The sequence below is a fragment of the Roseibium sp. FZY0029 genome, assembly GCF_036350355.1.
Lineage (GTDB): Bacteria > Pseudomonadota > Alphaproteobacteria > Rhizobiales > Stappiaceae > Roseibium.
This window is the reverse complement of record NZ_JAZDVZ010000007.1, coordinates 41592-56999: the sequence shown is the minus strand read 5'-3', so window position 1 is coordinate 56999 and position 15408 is coordinate 41592. Positions and strand designations below refer to the sequence as shown.

Below are 15408 nucleotides of genomic sequence, written 5' to 3'. Positions count from 1 at the left end.
CGTCCGGCTGCGGCTCCTATATGCAGCGAAAGACAGACAATGGCGCTTGCCGGGGATCGGCTGACAGCGCCGGCAAAGGAAACATCATGACTTCACAAGACACCGACACGACCGGCCTCGACGATGTTCTTCAGATCGATATCGTGTCAGACGTGGTCTGCCCGTGGTGCATCGTCGGCTTCAAGCAGCTTGAACAGGCCATCGCCCGGACCGGCGTTTCTGCCGCCATCAAGTGGCATCCGTTCGAACTCAATCCAGACATGGTTGCCGAGGGCGAGAACCTGCGCGAGCACATCATGCGCAAATACGGCTCCAGCGCGGAGCAATCCCAGGCAGCGCGGGAACGGCTGACGGAGCTCGGAGCAAGCCTCGATTTCGACTTCAGGTTCACCGACGACATGCGCATGGTGAACACATTCAAGGCGCACCAGCTGATCCATTGGGCTGGCGAGAGCGGCAAGGAGCATGCATTGAAGATGGCCTTGTTCCAGGCCTATTTCCACGACCGGAAGGACGTTCACGACGATCAGGTGCTGGCGGATGTGGCCGAGAGCGTCGGCCTGGACCGCGTCGAAGCCCTCGCCGTACTGAAAGATGGCCGGTATGCCGAAATCGTGCGCGCGGAAGAAGCCTTCTGGACCGGCAACGGTATCCACGGCGTTCCGGCGGTCATCTTCGAACGTCAGCACCTGGTTTCAGGCGCTCAGGGCGTCGACAATTTCGCGGCCATCATCACCGAACTGACAAAGGGCAAGGCGGCCTGACGGCATAGCCTTAAAGATACCCAGTAGATCGTCCACTTTTTTCGTCATGCCATGGCTCGACCATGGCATCCATGCCGTTCCGGTTCTGCTCGACAGGCCTCAGTTTGAGGTGCTGTCGCAGCATGGATTGCAGGATCAAATCCTGCAATGAAGGGGAGAAGGAAGAGCTGGGTTCTCTAACCCTTCCCAGGGTGTAGCCACTGTTTCCTCAGAGCTTTTCGAACAACACGCCTGCAGCTTCGATCCGGCCGGCCGGCGTGTCGGCAGGTTCTGCACCGTAGTTGGTCCAGATCCTGACGCCGTCTGTCATGCGGCAGCGGACGCCACCGGCAAGGTCGAGTGTGTCGATCCCGGCTTCCTCGCACAGCATGGTGTAGAGGCGCTTCAGCACGGTTTCGTCTCCCCAGCCGCCGAGATAGACAAGATGCTCCTGGCGGTAGGCGGCGGGTTGGCCGTCTTCCAGTTCGAGAATGACTTCGCCAGCGCCTTCCAGTTCCTCGCGGTAACCGGTGAAAGCGCCACCGCCTTTGAGCGGCATCGGCATATCCGGGCGCAAGCTTTCGACCCGCGAGACCGCAAGGTCGAGCCCGGGCATGTCTGGTGGCAATGGCACAGGAATGACCATGTCGGCGTTGCGGGCGGCTGTGCGCGGGCCCATAACCACCAGCGCTTCGGTTTCGGCAAGCGCCTGTTTCAGGTCCTGCGGCACGTAGATCAGGCCGGGCAGGGCAACGATCTTGTAGCCGGAAAAGTCACGGGTTTCGCCGCGCAGGATATCGACCGAAAGCCCGAGCTTGCGCAGGGCCTTGTAGGTGTCGAACACCAGCTGAAAGTAGGATAGCTCCTTGCCGTGCGGCTGGGTGGTCCAGGCGAAATCCGCATCATAGTCGAAGATCAGCGCAACAGGTGCTTGTGGGGACGAGACGTCAGGTGCATCGCGCAATTCGTCAGCGACCTTGCGGGCTTCCAGAAGGGCAGGTGCATCGGCATTGTCCGGGCGCAGCATGCCGGCATGCATCTGTTCCTGGGCAAAGGGTGCCTGGCGCCAGCGGAAATAGCACACGGCTTCCGCGCCATGGGCATAGGCTTCCCAGGCCCAAAGCCGCATCATGCCCGGCAGCGGGGCCGGGTTATGGGGAGCCCAGTTCACCGGTCCCGGCTGCTGTTCCATCACCCACCAGCGGCCCTTGCCGACAGCGCGGTAAAGATCGTGGTGGAAGGCCTGGAAGTCCGGATCGCCCTGGCGCATGAAGGCCCGCTGATGGGCATCATCCGCGCCGACGCGGTCTTCCAGAAAGCCGAGCGGATAGCTGTCCCAGGTGGCAATTTCCAGATCGTCGCCAACCTTGAAGTGGTCGAAATCAGTCACTCGGCCCATGTAGTTGTGGCTGATCGGCGCACTGGAATGCGCCCGGATGATATCGACCTGACGCTTGTTGAAGGTCACCACCTGATCGGACGAGAACCGCCGGAAGGCGAGCGTGTGCGAAGGGTTCGGTTCGGTCACGGTCAGGTTCGGCAGGTCGATCTCGTCAAATGAGAGATATTCCATCGACCAGAAGACATTGCCCCAGGCGCGGTTGAGCGCCTCGATGGAGCCGTAGCGCCCCTTCAGCCAGACCCGGAACGCCTTTCGGGCGGCCTCCGAATAGGAAAGGATGGTGTCGTGGCAGCCGTACTCGTTGTCGGTCTGCCAGGCGGCGACATGCGGATTGTTGCCGTAACGCTCGGCGACGAGCTTCACGATCCGGTCGCTCTCCTGACGAAAACCCTCGTGTGAAAAACAGTAATGGCGGCGGGAGCCAAACTTGCGTGGTTTGCCTTCGGCATCGACCGCGACCATGTCCGGATGCTTGTCGACGACCCAGCGCGGCGGTGTTGCGGTTGGTGTGCCGAGGACGACCTTCAGTCCGGCCCGGCCGAGGGTTTCGATGGCCCGGTCCAGCCACTCGAAGCGCAGGTCGCCCGGGCGGGGCTCAAGGCGCGACCAGGCGAACTCACCGATGCGGATCCATGTCAGCCCGGTTTCCGCCATCCGGCGGGCATCGGCTTCCCAGATCTCCTCCGGCCAATGTTCCGGGTAATAGCAGGTGCCAAGAGTGCGTTTCATGATGGATGCTCACTGCTTGATGGTTCGGCAATGCCTCTGCGATGGGGGAGGCGTTGCTCCATATTCCGAGTCCGTCCCGCGACTGCGGGGAACCGGGACCTTTTCACAAGTCCGTTGAATTCATGGCTTTTGCCGCCGCCCTGAAAACCAGGGTCTCGGCCTTCCTTGCGCTCCGTCCGGGACAGCGTGCCGGGCAAGACGGCGAAAGGCAGTTACAGGACGACCCTGTGCTCACTCTGTCCGCGCACCTTCACCTCAGCGAAATAGGTCTTGCCTTCGGCTTCGCCAGTCAGGCCGTCGGCGGCAGACGTTGCAAAGAGGGTCTGCAGATCCTCGCCGCCGAACGCCGGACAGGAGATCTGTTTTGCGGGCATGGAAATTGCCTCGGCGAATTTGCCGTCCGGGGTGTAGCGGGCGACATGGCTCGCGCCCCAATGGGCGTTCCACAGGTACCCCTCACTGTCGATCACCGCACCGTCGGGGTTGAACCCGTCGGAAGACAGATCCGTGAACAGGGTCGGGTTGGCCGCAGGCCAGCCTTCGACATCCAGAGCGACCTGCTGGATGGTCAAAGTGTCGGTGTCGGCGAAATAGGCCGTGTTGCCATCCGGCGAAAAGCAGATGGCGTTGGAAATGGTGATGCCGGAAAACAGCTTGCGCAGTTCGCCCTTGTAAAAGCGGTAGATCGATCCGGCGTCCTTTTCTGCACCAAGGCCCATGGTGCCGATCCAGAAGCCGCCCTTTGGATCGGCGCGGCCGTCGTTGGAGCGTGTCACCGCGTTGTCGGCTTCAAGGTCGCAGATTTTTGCGGAGGCTTCCGTTTCCAGATTGAACAGGAACAGTTTGGAAGAACTTGCGATCAGGAGTTCGGCCCGGCTCACCCAGCCGGCAGCAGAGACATATTCATCGAACTGCCAGGTTTTCTCGGTGCCGTTGTCGCGGCTGAGCAGCCGCTTGTTCAGGATGTCGAACCAGAAGAGTTGCTGGCGTTCGGGGTGCCACAGCGGTCCCTCACCAAGGGTGCACTGACGCTCGTCGAAAACTGTGCTCATGAAATCACCTGGATGCTGTAACGGCCGCGTCATAGGCGGCGACGATTTTTTCGGCCCGGTCGCTGATTTCCGCAACACTGAAACCGGGTTTGAACAGAGCCGTGCCGATGCCGAAGCCGGCAGCCCCGGCCTTGATCCAGTCACTGAAATTGTCCGGACCTGCCCCGCCGACCGCATAGGTCGCGGTTCCCTTCGGCAACACCGCCGACATCGCCTTCAACCCATCCGGACCAATGAGCGACGCAGGGAAGAACTTGAGGCCATCTGCACCGCTGCGCAGGGCCGTGAAGCACTCGCTCGGTGTCATCACACCGGGAAAGGAAGACATGCCTTCGGCTTTGGTCGCCTTGATGACATCCGGATTGCAGTCGGGGGAAACAACCAGCGTGCCGCCGGCGTTCTTGACGTCGCGCACCTGCTCGGGCGCCAGCACGGTGCCTGCGCCGATTTCCGCCTTTGCGGAAAAGGCCTTGGCCATGGCGGCAATGCTGACAAGCGGGTCCGGCGAGTTGAGCGGGACCTCAATACGGGTGATGCCGGCGGCAATCAGGCATTCGGTAACGGGCAGGGCTTCGTCCGGGGTCAGACCGCGCAGGATGGCAATCAGGTTACGGCTCATGAATGCTCCGGTTCGTAGGAGGAATAGGCCAGGGTCAGACCCTTCAAGGTGATGGTCTCTGCGTCGAGTTGCCTGGAGGCGTGCCCGAGTTGGGAGAGCGCGGCGTGATAGGCTCCAGAAATCTTGTCGCTGCCCAGAAGGGCTGTGTTGCCGAGGTCGAAGTCCCGGCTGACGGCGGCAAGTTCGGCGCCGATCAGAAGGCCCGACAATCTGCCGCTGGCCTGCACCGGACCAAGGTCCGCGACGAGACCGGCTGCGCGCACGCCGAAGAGATCGGCAGTCAGTTCTTCGGGCGCATTGAAACTGTGTTCGGCCGCTTCGGCAAAGGCCGCACTGTCAAGCTCATCTGCGGAAAGGCCGTGCCTCAGAACAGAGTGTCTGGACAGAAGCGCGAAGGTTTCACCAGTCATGAAGGTGCGGAACCGCTCGATCCGTCCGTCCTTCAGGGAGACCCACTTGGTGTGCGTACCAGGCAGGCACAGGGTGCCGGAATAGGTCTGATTGTCCGCCAGGAAACCTGCGATTTGCGTTTCCTCGCCGCGCATGACATCGGGCGGAGAAAGCTGCTTGATGCCGGGCAGAATGCGTACATCGAGGCGCGGATCGGCTGCGTTCACACGGGTGGCGTTCCGGATCGACGGCGGCGCGCAGGGAACCGTCATATAGGGGGCTTCGGCCCAGCCCTGACGGGACCCGGCCATGCCACAGACGATCACCGGTGTGGCCACACCCTCCTTCAGGAGGTCTCCGGCCAGTTCGATCAGGGCGGGTTCGAAGTCCGGTTTCTCCAACCGGCCCATGCCCTTGTCCGAGCTGCGATGGGCCAGGATGCCGCCGGTTTCGTCAAGCGCCCAGATGCGCAGATTGGTGGTGCCCCAATCCGCCGCGATCCAGGACGCCTTTGGGTGCGTGTTCATCCCGTCACCACCACGCCGCCATCCACGACCAGCGCCTGGCCGGTCATGGCCTTGCTGGTTCGGGAAGCCAGGAACAGGACCGGATCAACCATGTCTTCCGGCTGCAATTCGACCTTGAGACACTGCCGGTCGATGTGAGCAGCCAGGCCTTCGGGCGTCACCCACATGTCCTTCTGCTTCTGGGTCAGAACCCAGCCCGGGGCGATTGCGTTGACGCGGATGTTTTCCGGGCCGAACTCTCGGGCAAGGCTGCGGGTCATGCCGTTGATGCCTGAATTGGCGGTGGTGTAGACAGGGTAACCGGCGTTGCCCATCATGTAGGAGATTGACGAAAAGTTGACGATCGAGCCACCGCCGGCGGCACGCATGCCGGCCACCACATGCTGGCAGGCGAAGAAATAGGCCTTCAGGTTGATGGCCACGGACCAGTCCCAGAACGCCTCGTCTACCTCTTCGGTCTTGTGGCGTTTGTCGTTGGCCGCGTTGTTGACCAGAACCGTGATCGGGCCATGGGCCTCGGCTGCCTGGTCCATTGCGGCCTTCAGGGCGCTCATATCGGTGATGTCACAGGGCAGGAACAACGGACGGCTGCCGTATTTCTGCTCCATCTCGTCACAGAAGGAGGCTGCGTCGGAACGCTGCACAAAGGCGACTTTGGCGCCCTGCCGCAGGAACCCTTCGGTCAGGGCCGCGCCAATTCCGGAGCCGCCACCGGTGATGAAAACCGATGCATTTTCGAGATCCGGGTATGTTGCGTACATGGCACTTCCTCAATTGTTTGGTGGCCGTAGCCGAAATCGGTTCGTCTTGAGTAACGTTACTCAAATCCGCTTGCCTTCCACAACCCAGAGCGTTTCGGGGAACCGCCAGGGGAGTGTCAGCCCGTGGGACATCAGATATTGTCCACTGGCTTCAAGGTCTTGAGTTTTCAGGAGAGGCGCGCCGCGAGACAGCCGGGGCGCTTCGTCCCGATTGACGACAGATATCCTGTATCTGGCTTGCGGGTCCAGTCCGCTCAGCCTCAAAGGGCGTGGCAAGATCTGGTCGCTGGGGCGCGTCAGCGCGGCGAAGGCAACGAATTGGCCACCGTCGCGTGAAAGCTGCTGTTCGGCTATCACCGCCGGGTCGGTGCTGTCGAGCCGCAGGATATCGGCCTGCATCATCCAGTCTCGGTTGGCTTTCCACCAGCTCGTCACCTCACGCAAAATGACGGCTTCGTCTTCCGTCAGTTCGCGCGGGTCCATCTCGAAACCCATATGACGTTGCGCCGCAGTCCAGGCGCGCAGGCGAATGTCGAGCGTGCGGCCGGAGGTATGGCAGTGACGGGGCCCGACATGAGACCCGGTTACGGAAGCCGGTAGGAACAGGGCGGCATCATGCTGGATGCGCTGGCGTTCCAGCGCATCGTTGCTGTCAGACAGCCAGACCCGGTGCGTGCGCTCCAGAACGCCGAAATCGATGCGTCCGCCGCCAGACGAGCAGCTTTCGATCTCCACGCCGGGAAAGTCTGCCCGCAGACGGTCGACCAGCTCGTAATAGCCTGCAGCCTGCCGGGCATCGACCACGGGCAGGATGCGGTTGTGATCCCATTTGATGTAGCCGATATCGTTGTTTTGCAGGACGTCGGCGATATGGGCGTAAAGATAGTCGCGAACCTCCTGACGGGACATGTCCAGCACAAGCTGCTGGCGTCCGCGGATCTGGTCGGCGTGCCCGAGAACCCAGTCCGGATGAGCGCGATAGAGATCGCTGTCCTCATTGACCATTTCCGGCTCGAACCAGATACCGAACTCCATGCCGAGCGCCTTGATGTGGTCGATCAGCGGAGTGAGGCCGTCCGGGTACTTGCGTTTGTCGATCACCCAGTCTCCGAGAGACGAGGTGTCGTCATCCCGGCGCCCAAACCAGCCGTCGTCCAGCACAAAACGCTCGGCGCCAAGGTCCGCTGCTCGGGAGGCGATGGCTTTGAGTTCTTCGAGGTCGTGCTTGAAATAGACGGCTTCCCAGCAATTGTAGTGCACCGGGCGGGGCATTCGGGCACCTTGAACCACCTGATCGCGGGCATGGCGTTGGAACCGAATGGCGGCACCGTTGAAACCGGTTGCGGAATAGGTGGCGTAAAGCGGCGCGCTGACGAAATGGCGCCCGCTGGCAAGGCTCGCAGTGGCGTGGCCGAACTGGACCTGGCGGCGACCGTCGGCAAGTTCCTCGGCCACCATCTTGTGACCACCTGACCAGCCATAATGAAACGCGAAAGCTTCGCCCGCCGTGTTGGTTGTTCCGGCACCGCAGACGATCAGGCCCGGAAAATGGGCATGATCCGTGCGGCCCGTGCGGTTGTCGCGGACGCGGGCGCCGGGCGCAAACGGCAGGCGGCGGGTCAGGAATTCCGCGCACCAGCGGCCGGAAAACTCGATCATCTCGCCGGTGTGGGCCGGCACCTGCAGAACCGGCGCTGCCAGCCAGTCGACAGTGATCTCGTCCGCGCTTTCCAGCCGCGTTTGCAATTTCAGCAGCGACGTCTCCGGTGTCAGGACCAGATCAAAGACAAGGGTGAGGTCGTGGTTCTTGTCGGTGAAGACAAGCGTCAGGCCGTGCTCTGAAGTTGCTTCGCTTTCGAACCGGAAACTCGGCGTGAGCGGGGTTCCGGCGCTGTCCCTGGCCGTCAGGCCGGTTTGGCCGGGGAAGCTTTCAGAAGCTTCCGGGCACAGGCTCAGGCCGGCGTTGCGGTCGACCATGCCGGGTGCGACATCGGCAAGCGCGGCTGCCGAAAGCGTCTCCAGGTTTTCGCCTGTGGGAAGGGCGGGGCCCCAGTAGACAGCTTCCGGCAATCGGTTGTCGAAGCTGGCAAGAACAAGGCTCTGTCTGTCATCTCCAAGATGCCAGGTGCGGATCATTTCACGGCTCCGAGTGTGAGGCCTGCAATAAAGTGGCGTTGCATCAGGAAGAACATCGCGACAGGCGGCAGGGCGGCCACGATGGAACCGGCGCTCATCAGGTGATAGGCGGCGCGGTACTGGGCATTGAAGGAGGTGATGCCTGCCGTAACGGGTTGACTTTCAACACCCTGCGTCAGCACCACCGCCCAGAAATAGTCGTTCCAGATGAAGGTGAAGATCAGCACCGACAGGGCGGCGATGGCGGGCTTCATCAGCGGCAGCACCACATACCAGAAGATTCGCCATTCGGAGACACCTTCAACGCGGGCGGCTTCGATAAGTTCAAACGGCAGGGCGCGGATGAAGTTGCGCATGAAGAGTGTGCAGAAGCCGGTCTGGAAGGCGATGTGGAACAGCACAAGGCCGGTGATGGTGTTGTAGAGACCCATCTGCAGGGTCAGGTCGCGCACCGGCACCATCAGGATCTGGAACGGCACGAAGTTGCCGGCCACGAACACGAAGAAGATCCAGATATTGGCCTTGAACTTGTAGATGCCAAGGGCAAAGCCGGTCATGCAGGACAGGCCAACCGCGCCGATCACCGTTGGAATGGTGATCTTGAACGAATTCAGGAGATACTGCGGCATGTCCGAGCCAGTGAAGACCAGCGCGTAGTTGGTGAAGCCCTCGAAGGATGATGGCCAGCCCCAGTAGTTGGCGTTGGAGAAATCCGAGTCCGGCTTGACGGAGAAGATGGCGACCGCAATCAGCGGCAAGAGCCACAGGATCAGCGCCAGCGGCAGCAGCGTCTGATAGGTGATCTGCCAGGAGCGGGACGTGCGTTCGATCGGTGTCGGGAACATGTCAGCGCGCCTTTTCTTCTTTGTACATCGACCAGAGGAAGTAGGCGATGAAGGCCAGCATGATCAGGAACAGCACCACGGCAATGGCCGCGCCATAGCCCATGCGGAAGCCGTATTCGGAGAGTGCGACCTCGAACATGTAGAAGCTGAGCACCCGGCTGGCGCCGAAGGGACCGCCATTGGTCATGACCGAAATCAGGTCGAAGGAGCGCAGTGCGCCGATGATGGTGACGACGAAGGCGATGAAGGTGGCCGGGCGAAGCTGCGGCACGATGATGTACCAGAGCATGCGCCAGCCCTTGGCGCCGTCGAGGCGTCCGGCTTCGATCTGTTCCGGGTCAACCGCATTGAGGCCGGTGAGATAGAGGATCATGCAATAGGCTGTCTGGGGCCAGAGGCCCGCGACGATGATGCCGACGGTGACCCAGTTCTCGTCCCCCAGAACGTTGAGCGGCGGCAGGCCGACCGCGCCCAGCAGAACGTTGAGGATGCCGAATGTCGGGTCGTAGAACCAGGTGAACACCAGGCCGACCACGACCTGGGAAATCACGAAGGGAAAGAAGAACAGGGATTTATAGAGCCGGATGCCGGTGACGGTCTGGTTTAGGAACAGCGCGATGAACAGACCGGCCGGAATGGCAAGCAGATAGAGCAGCAGCCAGATGACGTTGTTCTTCAGCGAGGTGTAGAAGGCATCATCCCAGTAGAGTTCCTCGTAATTGTAGAGCCCGACAAATTCCGCCTGGCCCAAACCGTCCCACTCGTAGAGCGACAGGTTGAACGACTGGAAGATCGGGAAGATCACATAGAACAGGAAGAACAGGATCCCGGGAGCCAGGAACAGCCAGGGCGTCAGCTGCTGCTGGTTGCGATGCCACCAGGAACTCTGGCGGGTCTCGGAGACGGATGCTTGGGCCATTTGCGGAACTCTTCGTGAGTCGTCGGCGTATACCGGAAATGAGGACAGGGAGCGGTTGCCCCCTGTCCGGTCATGCGAAGGCAGACCTTATTTGTAGATACGCTCCTGGGCACGGTCCAAACGGTCCAGGATCTTGTCCAGGTTGTCCGGCTTGACCATGAATTCCTGCAGGCCTTCCATGGCAACCTTTGCCATTTCAGCCGGGGCATCGCGGTCGAAGAACTGGGCAACGCCACCCGGGGAGTTCGAGGACAGCATTTCAAAGCCCTGTTCCAGGAACTTGTCATCGTCCACCGACGACTTGGCGTTCACCGGCAGCTGGCCGAGATGCTTGCCGTCGTTGATCCAGGTCTGGACGTCCGGAGAAACGGCGAACTTCAGGAATTCGCGTGCGTTTTCCTTGTTTTCGGCATTGGCCGGGATGTGGAAGGTATCGGTCGGCGCGTCTTCCGCCTTGGCGATGCCCGGCGTGATTTCCACGAACTGGTAGAAATCGATCTGGTCATCGGAAAGACCGGCTTCGCGCAGCGGCGCCACGGCGAAATTGCCCATAAGGTAAGCGGCCGCATCGCCCTTGACCATGAACGGCAGGGCTTCCTGCCAGGAGTAGGTCTGGTGGTTGTCGATGAAGGCGCCCATGTCGATGAGTTCCCGCCAGTTGGCGAAGGTCTTGCGGACTTCATCGGACTTCCAGGATGCCTTGCCCGTGAGCAGGTCCATGTGGAAGTCGAAACCATTGGTGCGCATGTTCAGGTAGTCGAACCAGCCGCCCGCGGTCCACAGGAACTTGGTGCCGATGGTGTAGCACTTCTTGCCGGCATCGATGATCTTCTGGCAGTTCGCCTTTTCCTCTTCCCAGGTGGTGGGCTCGGACAGGCCAAGCTCGTCAAAGATGTCCTTACGGTAGTAAACGCCCCACTGATAGTAGGTGTAGGGCACGCCCCACTGCTTGCCATCAATGGTCATCGCACCCTTGGTGGAGGCGAGGTTGTCGGCAATTTCCGGTTCCGCCCACAGGTCGGATACGTCCTCGAAAAGGCCTGCTTCCACGTAGGGACGCATGCGGTTGGCTGCGTACCAGGTGGCAACGTCCGGGGCATTTGCCGTCAGGAAGTTACGGATCTGGGTCTTGTAGGCTTCCCGGTCAATCACCGTCGTCTCGATGTTCAGCTCCGGGTTCTTCTCCTGGAACTGAGCGATCAGCTCTTCCATGGTTGCGCGTGGCGCCGGGTTCGATGTGTCGAGAAAGATCTTCAGATTGCCGGTCAGGCCGTCAGCAGAAGCTGCGCCCATCGCGGCTGCCAACATGGCAAATGCCGCTACGGACGTTTTCAGCATGGAACGCATGGTGTCCTCCCTTTTGGTTCCATTATGTGAAACTTAGTTTTGTATATTGATACTTTGATGCGAAGGCGATAAGTTGTCAACAGGCTCGGCAACAAGAAACGGGCAGATGGAGGAGCTCATGAACAAACAGGCGGGGTCATCGACCGGTGACGGCACGGTCGGCAAGGCGCTGGAAGTGCTGGACAAGGTTGCGGCTGTGGGCCGGCCCGTGCGCTTTTCCGAACTGCTGTCTGAAAGCACCCATCCCAAGGCGACGCTGTACCGGCTGCTGCAGACGCTGGTGAGCCAGGGCATGCTGGCCTACGACGAGCGCCAGCAGACCTATTCGCTTGGCATTCGCCTGGTCCGGCTGGCGCACGCGGCCTGGAGGCAAAGCTCCATTGCACCGATTGCGCGTCCCTTCATCAACGCCTTGTCGGAAGCGGTCGGCGAAACCGTTCACCTGGCGCAACTCGACAGCGGGCAGGTGCTTTACGTCGACAAGCGCAATCCGACCAATGCCATCGACATGTTTTCCCAGGCCGGCAAGGTCGGCCCGGCCTATTGCACCGGGGTCGGCAAGGCCCTGATGGCGTTTCTGGAGCCGGCTGAACTCGATCACGTCTTGAAGAAGCAGTCGTTCTATCGCTACACGCCGGCAACGCTTGCAAGCGAAGCCGAACTGCGGGCGGATCTGGAAAAGATCCGCGAAGAGGGGCTGTCCTACGACCGCGAGGAGCACGAGCCCGGCATCATCTGCATTGCAGCGCCGATCCTGTCGTCCAAGGGGCGGCCGGTTGGAGCGCTTTCGGTTACCACGTCCACGCAGCGCAAGAGCCTGGAACAGCTTCTGGAGGCGCGGCCCGCATTGCTGGATGCGGCCTCCAAGATCGCGGCGGCGGTCCAGGACTGGCAGTTCCCTGCCTAACAAGAATCCCAAGGGAGAGAGAATTACATGTCTGGCGTCACACTGACAAAAGCCGTCAAGAAATATGGCGACCTGGAAGTGATCCACGGAGTGGACCTTCAGATCGAGCATGGCGAATTCTGCGTTTTTGTCGGTCCGTCCGGCTGTGGCAAGTCCACCCTTCTGCGCATGATCGCCGGGCTGGAGGAAACGACCGACGGCCGGATCGAGATCGGTGGCCGGGATGTGACCAAGACAGATCCGGCGGAACGGGGCGTGGCCATGGTGTTTCAGACCTATGCGCTTTACCCGCATATGACGGTTGAAGAGAACATGGGCTTCGGCCTGAAGATGAACGGTCATCCCAAGGCCGAGATCCAGACCAAGGTTGCCGAGGCGAGCCGCATCCTGAAGCTGGACCCTTATCTGAAGCGCAAGCCGAAGGCGCTTTCCGGCGGTCAGCGTCAGCGCGTTGCGATTGGCCGCGCCATCGTGCGCGGACCGGAAGTGTTCCTGTTCGACGAACCGCTATCCAACCTCGATGCGGAACTGCGCGTCGACATGCGCGTAGAAATCGCCCGACTGCACAAGGATATCGGCGCGACGATGATCTACGTGACGCACGATCAAGTCGAGGCGATGACGCTGGCGGACAAGATCGTGGTTCTGCGCGGTGGTATAATCGAGCAGGTCGGCTCGCCGATGCAGCTCTATTCCGATCCGGACAACAGGTTTGTCGCCGGTTTCATCGGTTCCCCCAGCATGAATTTTGTCGAAGGTATTGCCGGGGAGGGGGCGGTCAGTGTTGCTGCGTTCGGCGGTGTTGCCGTGCCGACCGCGGTTGCGTTGCCCGCCAAGGGGGAAAAGGTTCTCGTCGGTCTGCGGCCGCAGCATCTGAAAGTCTCTCCGGCGCAGGACGGCGCGAAGGTCGATCTGTGCGAGCAGCTCGGCGGCGTCGCCTATTCCTATCTCATCTGCCCGACGGGCGAGCGTGTGATCGTGGAAACCAAGGGTGAGGATGCGCCGGTTTCCGATGGAACTGTCGCCATCGACTTCGACCCGGCTTCGGCGCTGTTCTTCGATGCGAAGACGGAACAGCGGCTGCGGTAGTCTCGCCGAGGCTGCTGGCTCAGGCAGGCGGCCTTCCGCGCGTCATACCGGACAAGAGAGGCAATGCAGAGCGCCTATCCGGAACCCAGATATCCGCCTCGCCTTTGGCGCGTCTCCTCGTTCGAAAAGAGTTCGCTAAACTCACGCAAATGCGCTGGATTCCGGATCTGCACGCAGCTTATGCTGCGCTTGTCCGGAATGACTGTGGGTAACCGTTGAGGGCCTTGTCCTCGAGGGGCTGGCGACCGGATTGCGCAGGGAGCTGAGAACGCCTTTCCACTTATGCCGGGCCGCAGGGCTTTTTGTCTGCGGGCCGAATGCACTGCATTCGTCTGATGGGCGGCTCTCCTGTCAGAACCGATCTTTTCCCTCTGTCGTCATAATCCTTCAGCCAGCCTTTCTCACATGACCTCCAGGCATTGCGCTGCCGCTCTTGGTGGTGTGCCTTTGCGTGACCAGGCAGCATTCATCTGTCATGGGCTCCTGTTACGCTAACTGACGACGATCCCGGAAAGGCGGCGCTTCGAACGCGTATCTTGCCTTGACATGAATACTGATTCATGTGTCATATATTCCAGCGTCAGGCGATGATGTTACCCTGTGGAGGCCGTGGGAGCGGCTTTGCAGGTTTGCCGGCCTTTCGCGCAACGGGAGGAGAATTCATGACGAAACGCGTTTTTCGCTGGGCCGTGCCGCTTGTGGCCGGCATCGGCGTGGCGGCTGCCGGGATTGCCGGCGCCCAGGCCGACGATATCAAGATCGCCCATGTCTATGGCAAGACAGGCGCCCTGGAGGCCTATGCGAAACAGTCGCATACCGGCCTGATGATGGGCCTCGAATACGCAACCGACGGCACCATGGAAATCGATGGCCGCAAGATCGTGGTCATCGAGAAGGACACGCAGTTGAAGCCGGATATCGGCAAGGCTGCGCTGGCGGAAGCCTATGGCGACGATGAAGTCGATATCGCCGTCGGCCCTGTCTCCTCCGGCGTTGCGCTGGCCATGCTTCCGGTCGCCGAAGAATACGAGAAGGTGCTGCTGGTGGAGCCGGCGGTGGCCGACAGCATCACCGGTGAGAACTGGAACCGCTACATTTTCCGCACGGCGCGCAACTCGTCCCAGGACGCGATTTCCAACGCTGTGGCCCTTGGTCAGGAAGGTGTCTCCATCGCGACGCTGGCCCAGGATTATGCTTTCGGCCGCGATGGCGTCGCCGCCTTCAAGGAAGCGCTGGCGGGAACCGGCGCCAAGCTGGTGTTCGAGGAATACGCTCCGACCGATACCAAGGATTTCACCGCCAACGCACAGCGCGTCTTTGATGCCCTGAAGGACGAACCAGGCCGCAAGTTCCTGTTCGTGATCTGGGCCGGTGGCGGCAATCCGATCAGCAAGATCAAGGCAATGGAGCCGGAGCGCTTTGGTGTCGAGATTGCCACGGGTGGCAACATCCTGGCGGCCATGGCGGCCTACAAGGAACTGCCGGGCATGGAAGGCGCGACCTACTATTACTACGAGATCCCGAAGAACCCGGTGAACGACTGGCTGGTGGCAGAACACCAGAAGCGCTTCAATGCGCCGCCGGACTTCTTCACCGCAGGTGGCATGTCGGCTGGCATCGCCATCGTCGAGGCGATCCGCAAGGCAGGTTCCACGGAGACCGAAGACCTGATCACGGCCATGGAAGGCATGGAATTTGAAACGCCGAAGGGCAAGATGATGTTCCGGGCGGAAGATCACCAGGCGCTGCAGTCCATGTATCACTTCAAGATCAAGGTCGACCCGGATGTCGAATGGGGCATCCCGGAACTGGTGCGCGAGTTGAAAATCGAGGACATGAACATCCCGGTGCGCAACCAGTAAGCCGAATGAAGACGCGGCGGAGCGATCAGCTTCGCCTGCGTGGCCCCAAGACCAAGAATTGCCCGGCCGACGTGAAACCC

At 60.9% G+C, this 15408-nt stretch carries 13 protein-coding genes; 4 read left to right on the top strand and 9 right to left on the bottom strand.

The genetic code is table 11. The annotated features are described in order from the left end of the window. The first annotated feature begins 86 nt into the window (after positions 1-86). Positions 87-764, top strand: a complete 678-nt coding sequence (locus V1T76_RS19890) for a DsbA family oxidoreductase (protein ID WP_330562409.1) — start codon at positions 87-89, stop codon at positions 762-764. A gap of 208 nt (positions 765-972) precedes the next feature. On the opposite strand, the gene V1T76_RS19885 is transcribed toward V1T76_RS19890, so the two are convergent. From V1T76_RS19885 to V1T76_RS19845, 9 genes are all read right to left on the bottom strand, one after another. Continuing rightward, positions 973-2874, bottom strand: coding sequence for a beta-galactosidase (locus V1T76_RS19885; protein ID WP_330562406.1), 1902 nt, complete (start codon positions 2872-2874; stop codon positions 973-975). 212 nt (positions 2875-3086) lie between these two features. Further along, positions 3087-3926: an SMP-30/gluconolactonase/LRE family protein gene (locus V1T76_RS19880; RefSeq protein ID WP_330562404.1), complete on the bottom strand. Its 840-nt coding sequence runs from the start codon at positions 3924-3926 to the stop codon at positions 3087-3089. 4 nt (positions 3927-3930) lie between these two features. After that, positions 3931-4545, bottom strand: a complete 615-nt coding sequence (locus tag V1T76_RS19875; RefSeq protein ID WP_330562403.1) for a 2-dehydro-3-deoxy-6-phosphogalactonate aldolase — start codon at positions 4543-4545, stop codon at positions 3931-3933. After that, complete coding sequence (locus V1T76_RS19870; protein ID WP_330562402.1) at positions 4542-5462, bottom strand: 2-dehydro-3-deoxygalactonokinase; 921 nt, start codon at positions 5460-5462, stop codon at positions 4542-4544. The genes V1T76_RS19875 and V1T76_RS19870 overlap by 4 nt, the downstream gene beginning before the upstream one ends. Then, positions 5459-6223, bottom strand: coding sequence for an SDR family NAD(P)-dependent oxidoreductase (locus V1T76_RS19865; protein ID WP_330562401.1), 765 nt, complete (start codon positions 6221-6223; stop codon positions 5459-5461). The genes V1T76_RS19870 and V1T76_RS19865 overlap by 4 nt, the downstream gene beginning before the upstream one ends. A gap of 60 nt (positions 6224-6283) precedes the next feature. Further along, positions 6284-8359 carry an alpha-galactosidase gene (locus tag V1T76_RS19860; RefSeq protein WP_330562399.1) on the bottom strand — a complete coding sequence of 692 codons (2076 nt, stop codon included), beginning with the start codon at positions 8357-8359 and terminating at the stop codon, positions 6284-6286. Next, complete coding sequence (locus V1T76_RS19855) at positions 8356-9204, bottom strand: carbohydrate ABC transporter permease (RefSeq protein WP_330562398.1); 849 nt, start codon at positions 9202-9204, stop codon at positions 8356-8358. The genes V1T76_RS19860 and V1T76_RS19855 overlap by 4 nt, the downstream gene beginning before the upstream one ends. Before the next feature lies 1 nt (position 9205). Beyond that, positions 9206-10123, bottom strand: coding sequence for a carbohydrate ABC transporter permease (locus V1T76_RS19850; RefSeq protein ID WP_330562397.1), 918 nt, complete (start codon positions 10121-10123; stop codon positions 9206-9208). 87 nt (positions 10124-10210) lie between these two features. Further along, on the bottom strand, positions 10211-11470 hold the full coding sequence (locus tag V1T76_RS19845; protein ID WP_330562396.1) for an ABC transporter substrate-binding protein: 1260 nt from the start codon (positions 11468-11470) through the stop codon (positions 10211-10213). Between the two features lie 118 nt (positions 11471-11588). Between V1T76_RS19845 and V1T76_RS19840 the strand changes: the two genes are divergently transcribed. From V1T76_RS19840 to V1T76_RS19830, 3 genes are all read left to right on the top strand, one after another. Then, positions 11589-12377: an IclR family transcriptional regulator gene (locus tag V1T76_RS19840; protein ID WP_330562395.1), complete on the top strand. Its 789-nt coding sequence runs from the start codon at positions 11589-11591 to the stop codon at positions 12375-12377. A gap of 27 nt (positions 12378-12404) precedes the next feature. After that, a complete protein-coding gene (locus V1T76_RS19835) occupies positions 12405-13466 on the top strand; it encodes an ABC transporter ATP-binding protein (protein WP_330562394.1) in 1062 nt (353 codons plus the stop codon). Positions 13467-14128: 662 nt separating this feature from the next. Continuing rightward, positions 14129-15328, top strand: coding sequence for a substrate-binding domain-containing protein (locus V1T76_RS19830; protein WP_330562393.1), 1200 nt, complete (start codon positions 14129-14131; stop codon positions 15326-15328). Positions 15329-15408: the final 80 nt, after the last annotated feature.

Bases quoted from the DNA above. Each gene is read 5' to 3' on its own strand.
- V1T76_RS19890 (WP_330562409.1), top strand. From the start codon at position 87: ATGACTTCACAAGACACCGACACGACCGGCCTCGACGATGTTCTTCAG.
- V1T76_RS19885 (WP_330562406.1), bottom strand. From the start codon at position 2,874: ATGAAACGCACTCTTGGCACCTGCTATTACCCGGAACATTGGCCGGAG.
- V1T76_RS19880 (WP_330562404.1), bottom strand. From the start codon at position 3,926: ATGAGCACAGTTTTCGACGAGCGTCAGTGCACCCTTGGTGAGGGACCG.
- V1T76_RS19875 (WP_330562403.1), bottom strand. From the start codon at position 4,545: ATGAGCCGTAACCTGATTGCCATCCTGCGCGGTCTGACCCCGGACGAA.
- V1T76_RS19870 (WP_330562402.1), bottom strand. From the start codon at position 5,462: ATGAACACGCACCCAAAGGCGTCCTGGATCGCGGCGGATTGGGGCACC.
- V1T76_RS19865 (WP_330562401.1), bottom strand. From the start codon at position 6,223: ATGTACGCAACATACCCGGATCTCGAAAATGCATCGGTTTTCATCACC.
- V1T76_RS19860 (WP_330562399.1), bottom strand. From the start codon at position 8,359: ATGATCCGCACCTGGCATCTTGGAGATGACAGACAGAGCCTTGTTCTT.
- V1T76_RS19855 (WP_330562398.1), bottom strand. From the start codon at position 9,204: ATGTTCCCGACACCGATCGAACGCACGTCCCGCTCCTGGCAGATCACC.
- V1T76_RS19850 (WP_330562397.1), bottom strand. From the start codon at position 10,123: ATGGCCCAAGCATCCGTCTCCGAGACCCGCCAGAGTTCCTGGTGGCAT.
- V1T76_RS19845 (WP_330562396.1), bottom strand. From the start codon at position 11,470: ATGCGTTCCATGCTGAAAACGTCCGTAGCGGCATTTGCCATGTTGGCA.
- V1T76_RS19840 (WP_330562395.1), top strand. From the start codon at position 11,589: ATGAACAAACAGGCGGGGTCATCGACCGGTGACGGCACGGTCGGCAAG.
- V1T76_RS19835 (WP_330562394.1), top strand. From the start codon at position 12,405: ATGTCTGGCGTCACACTGACAAAAGCCGTCAAGAAATATGGCGACCTG.
- V1T76_RS19830 (WP_330562393.1), top strand. From the start codon at position 14,129: ATGACGAAACGCGTTTTTCGCTGGGCCGTGCCGCTTGTGGCCGGCATC.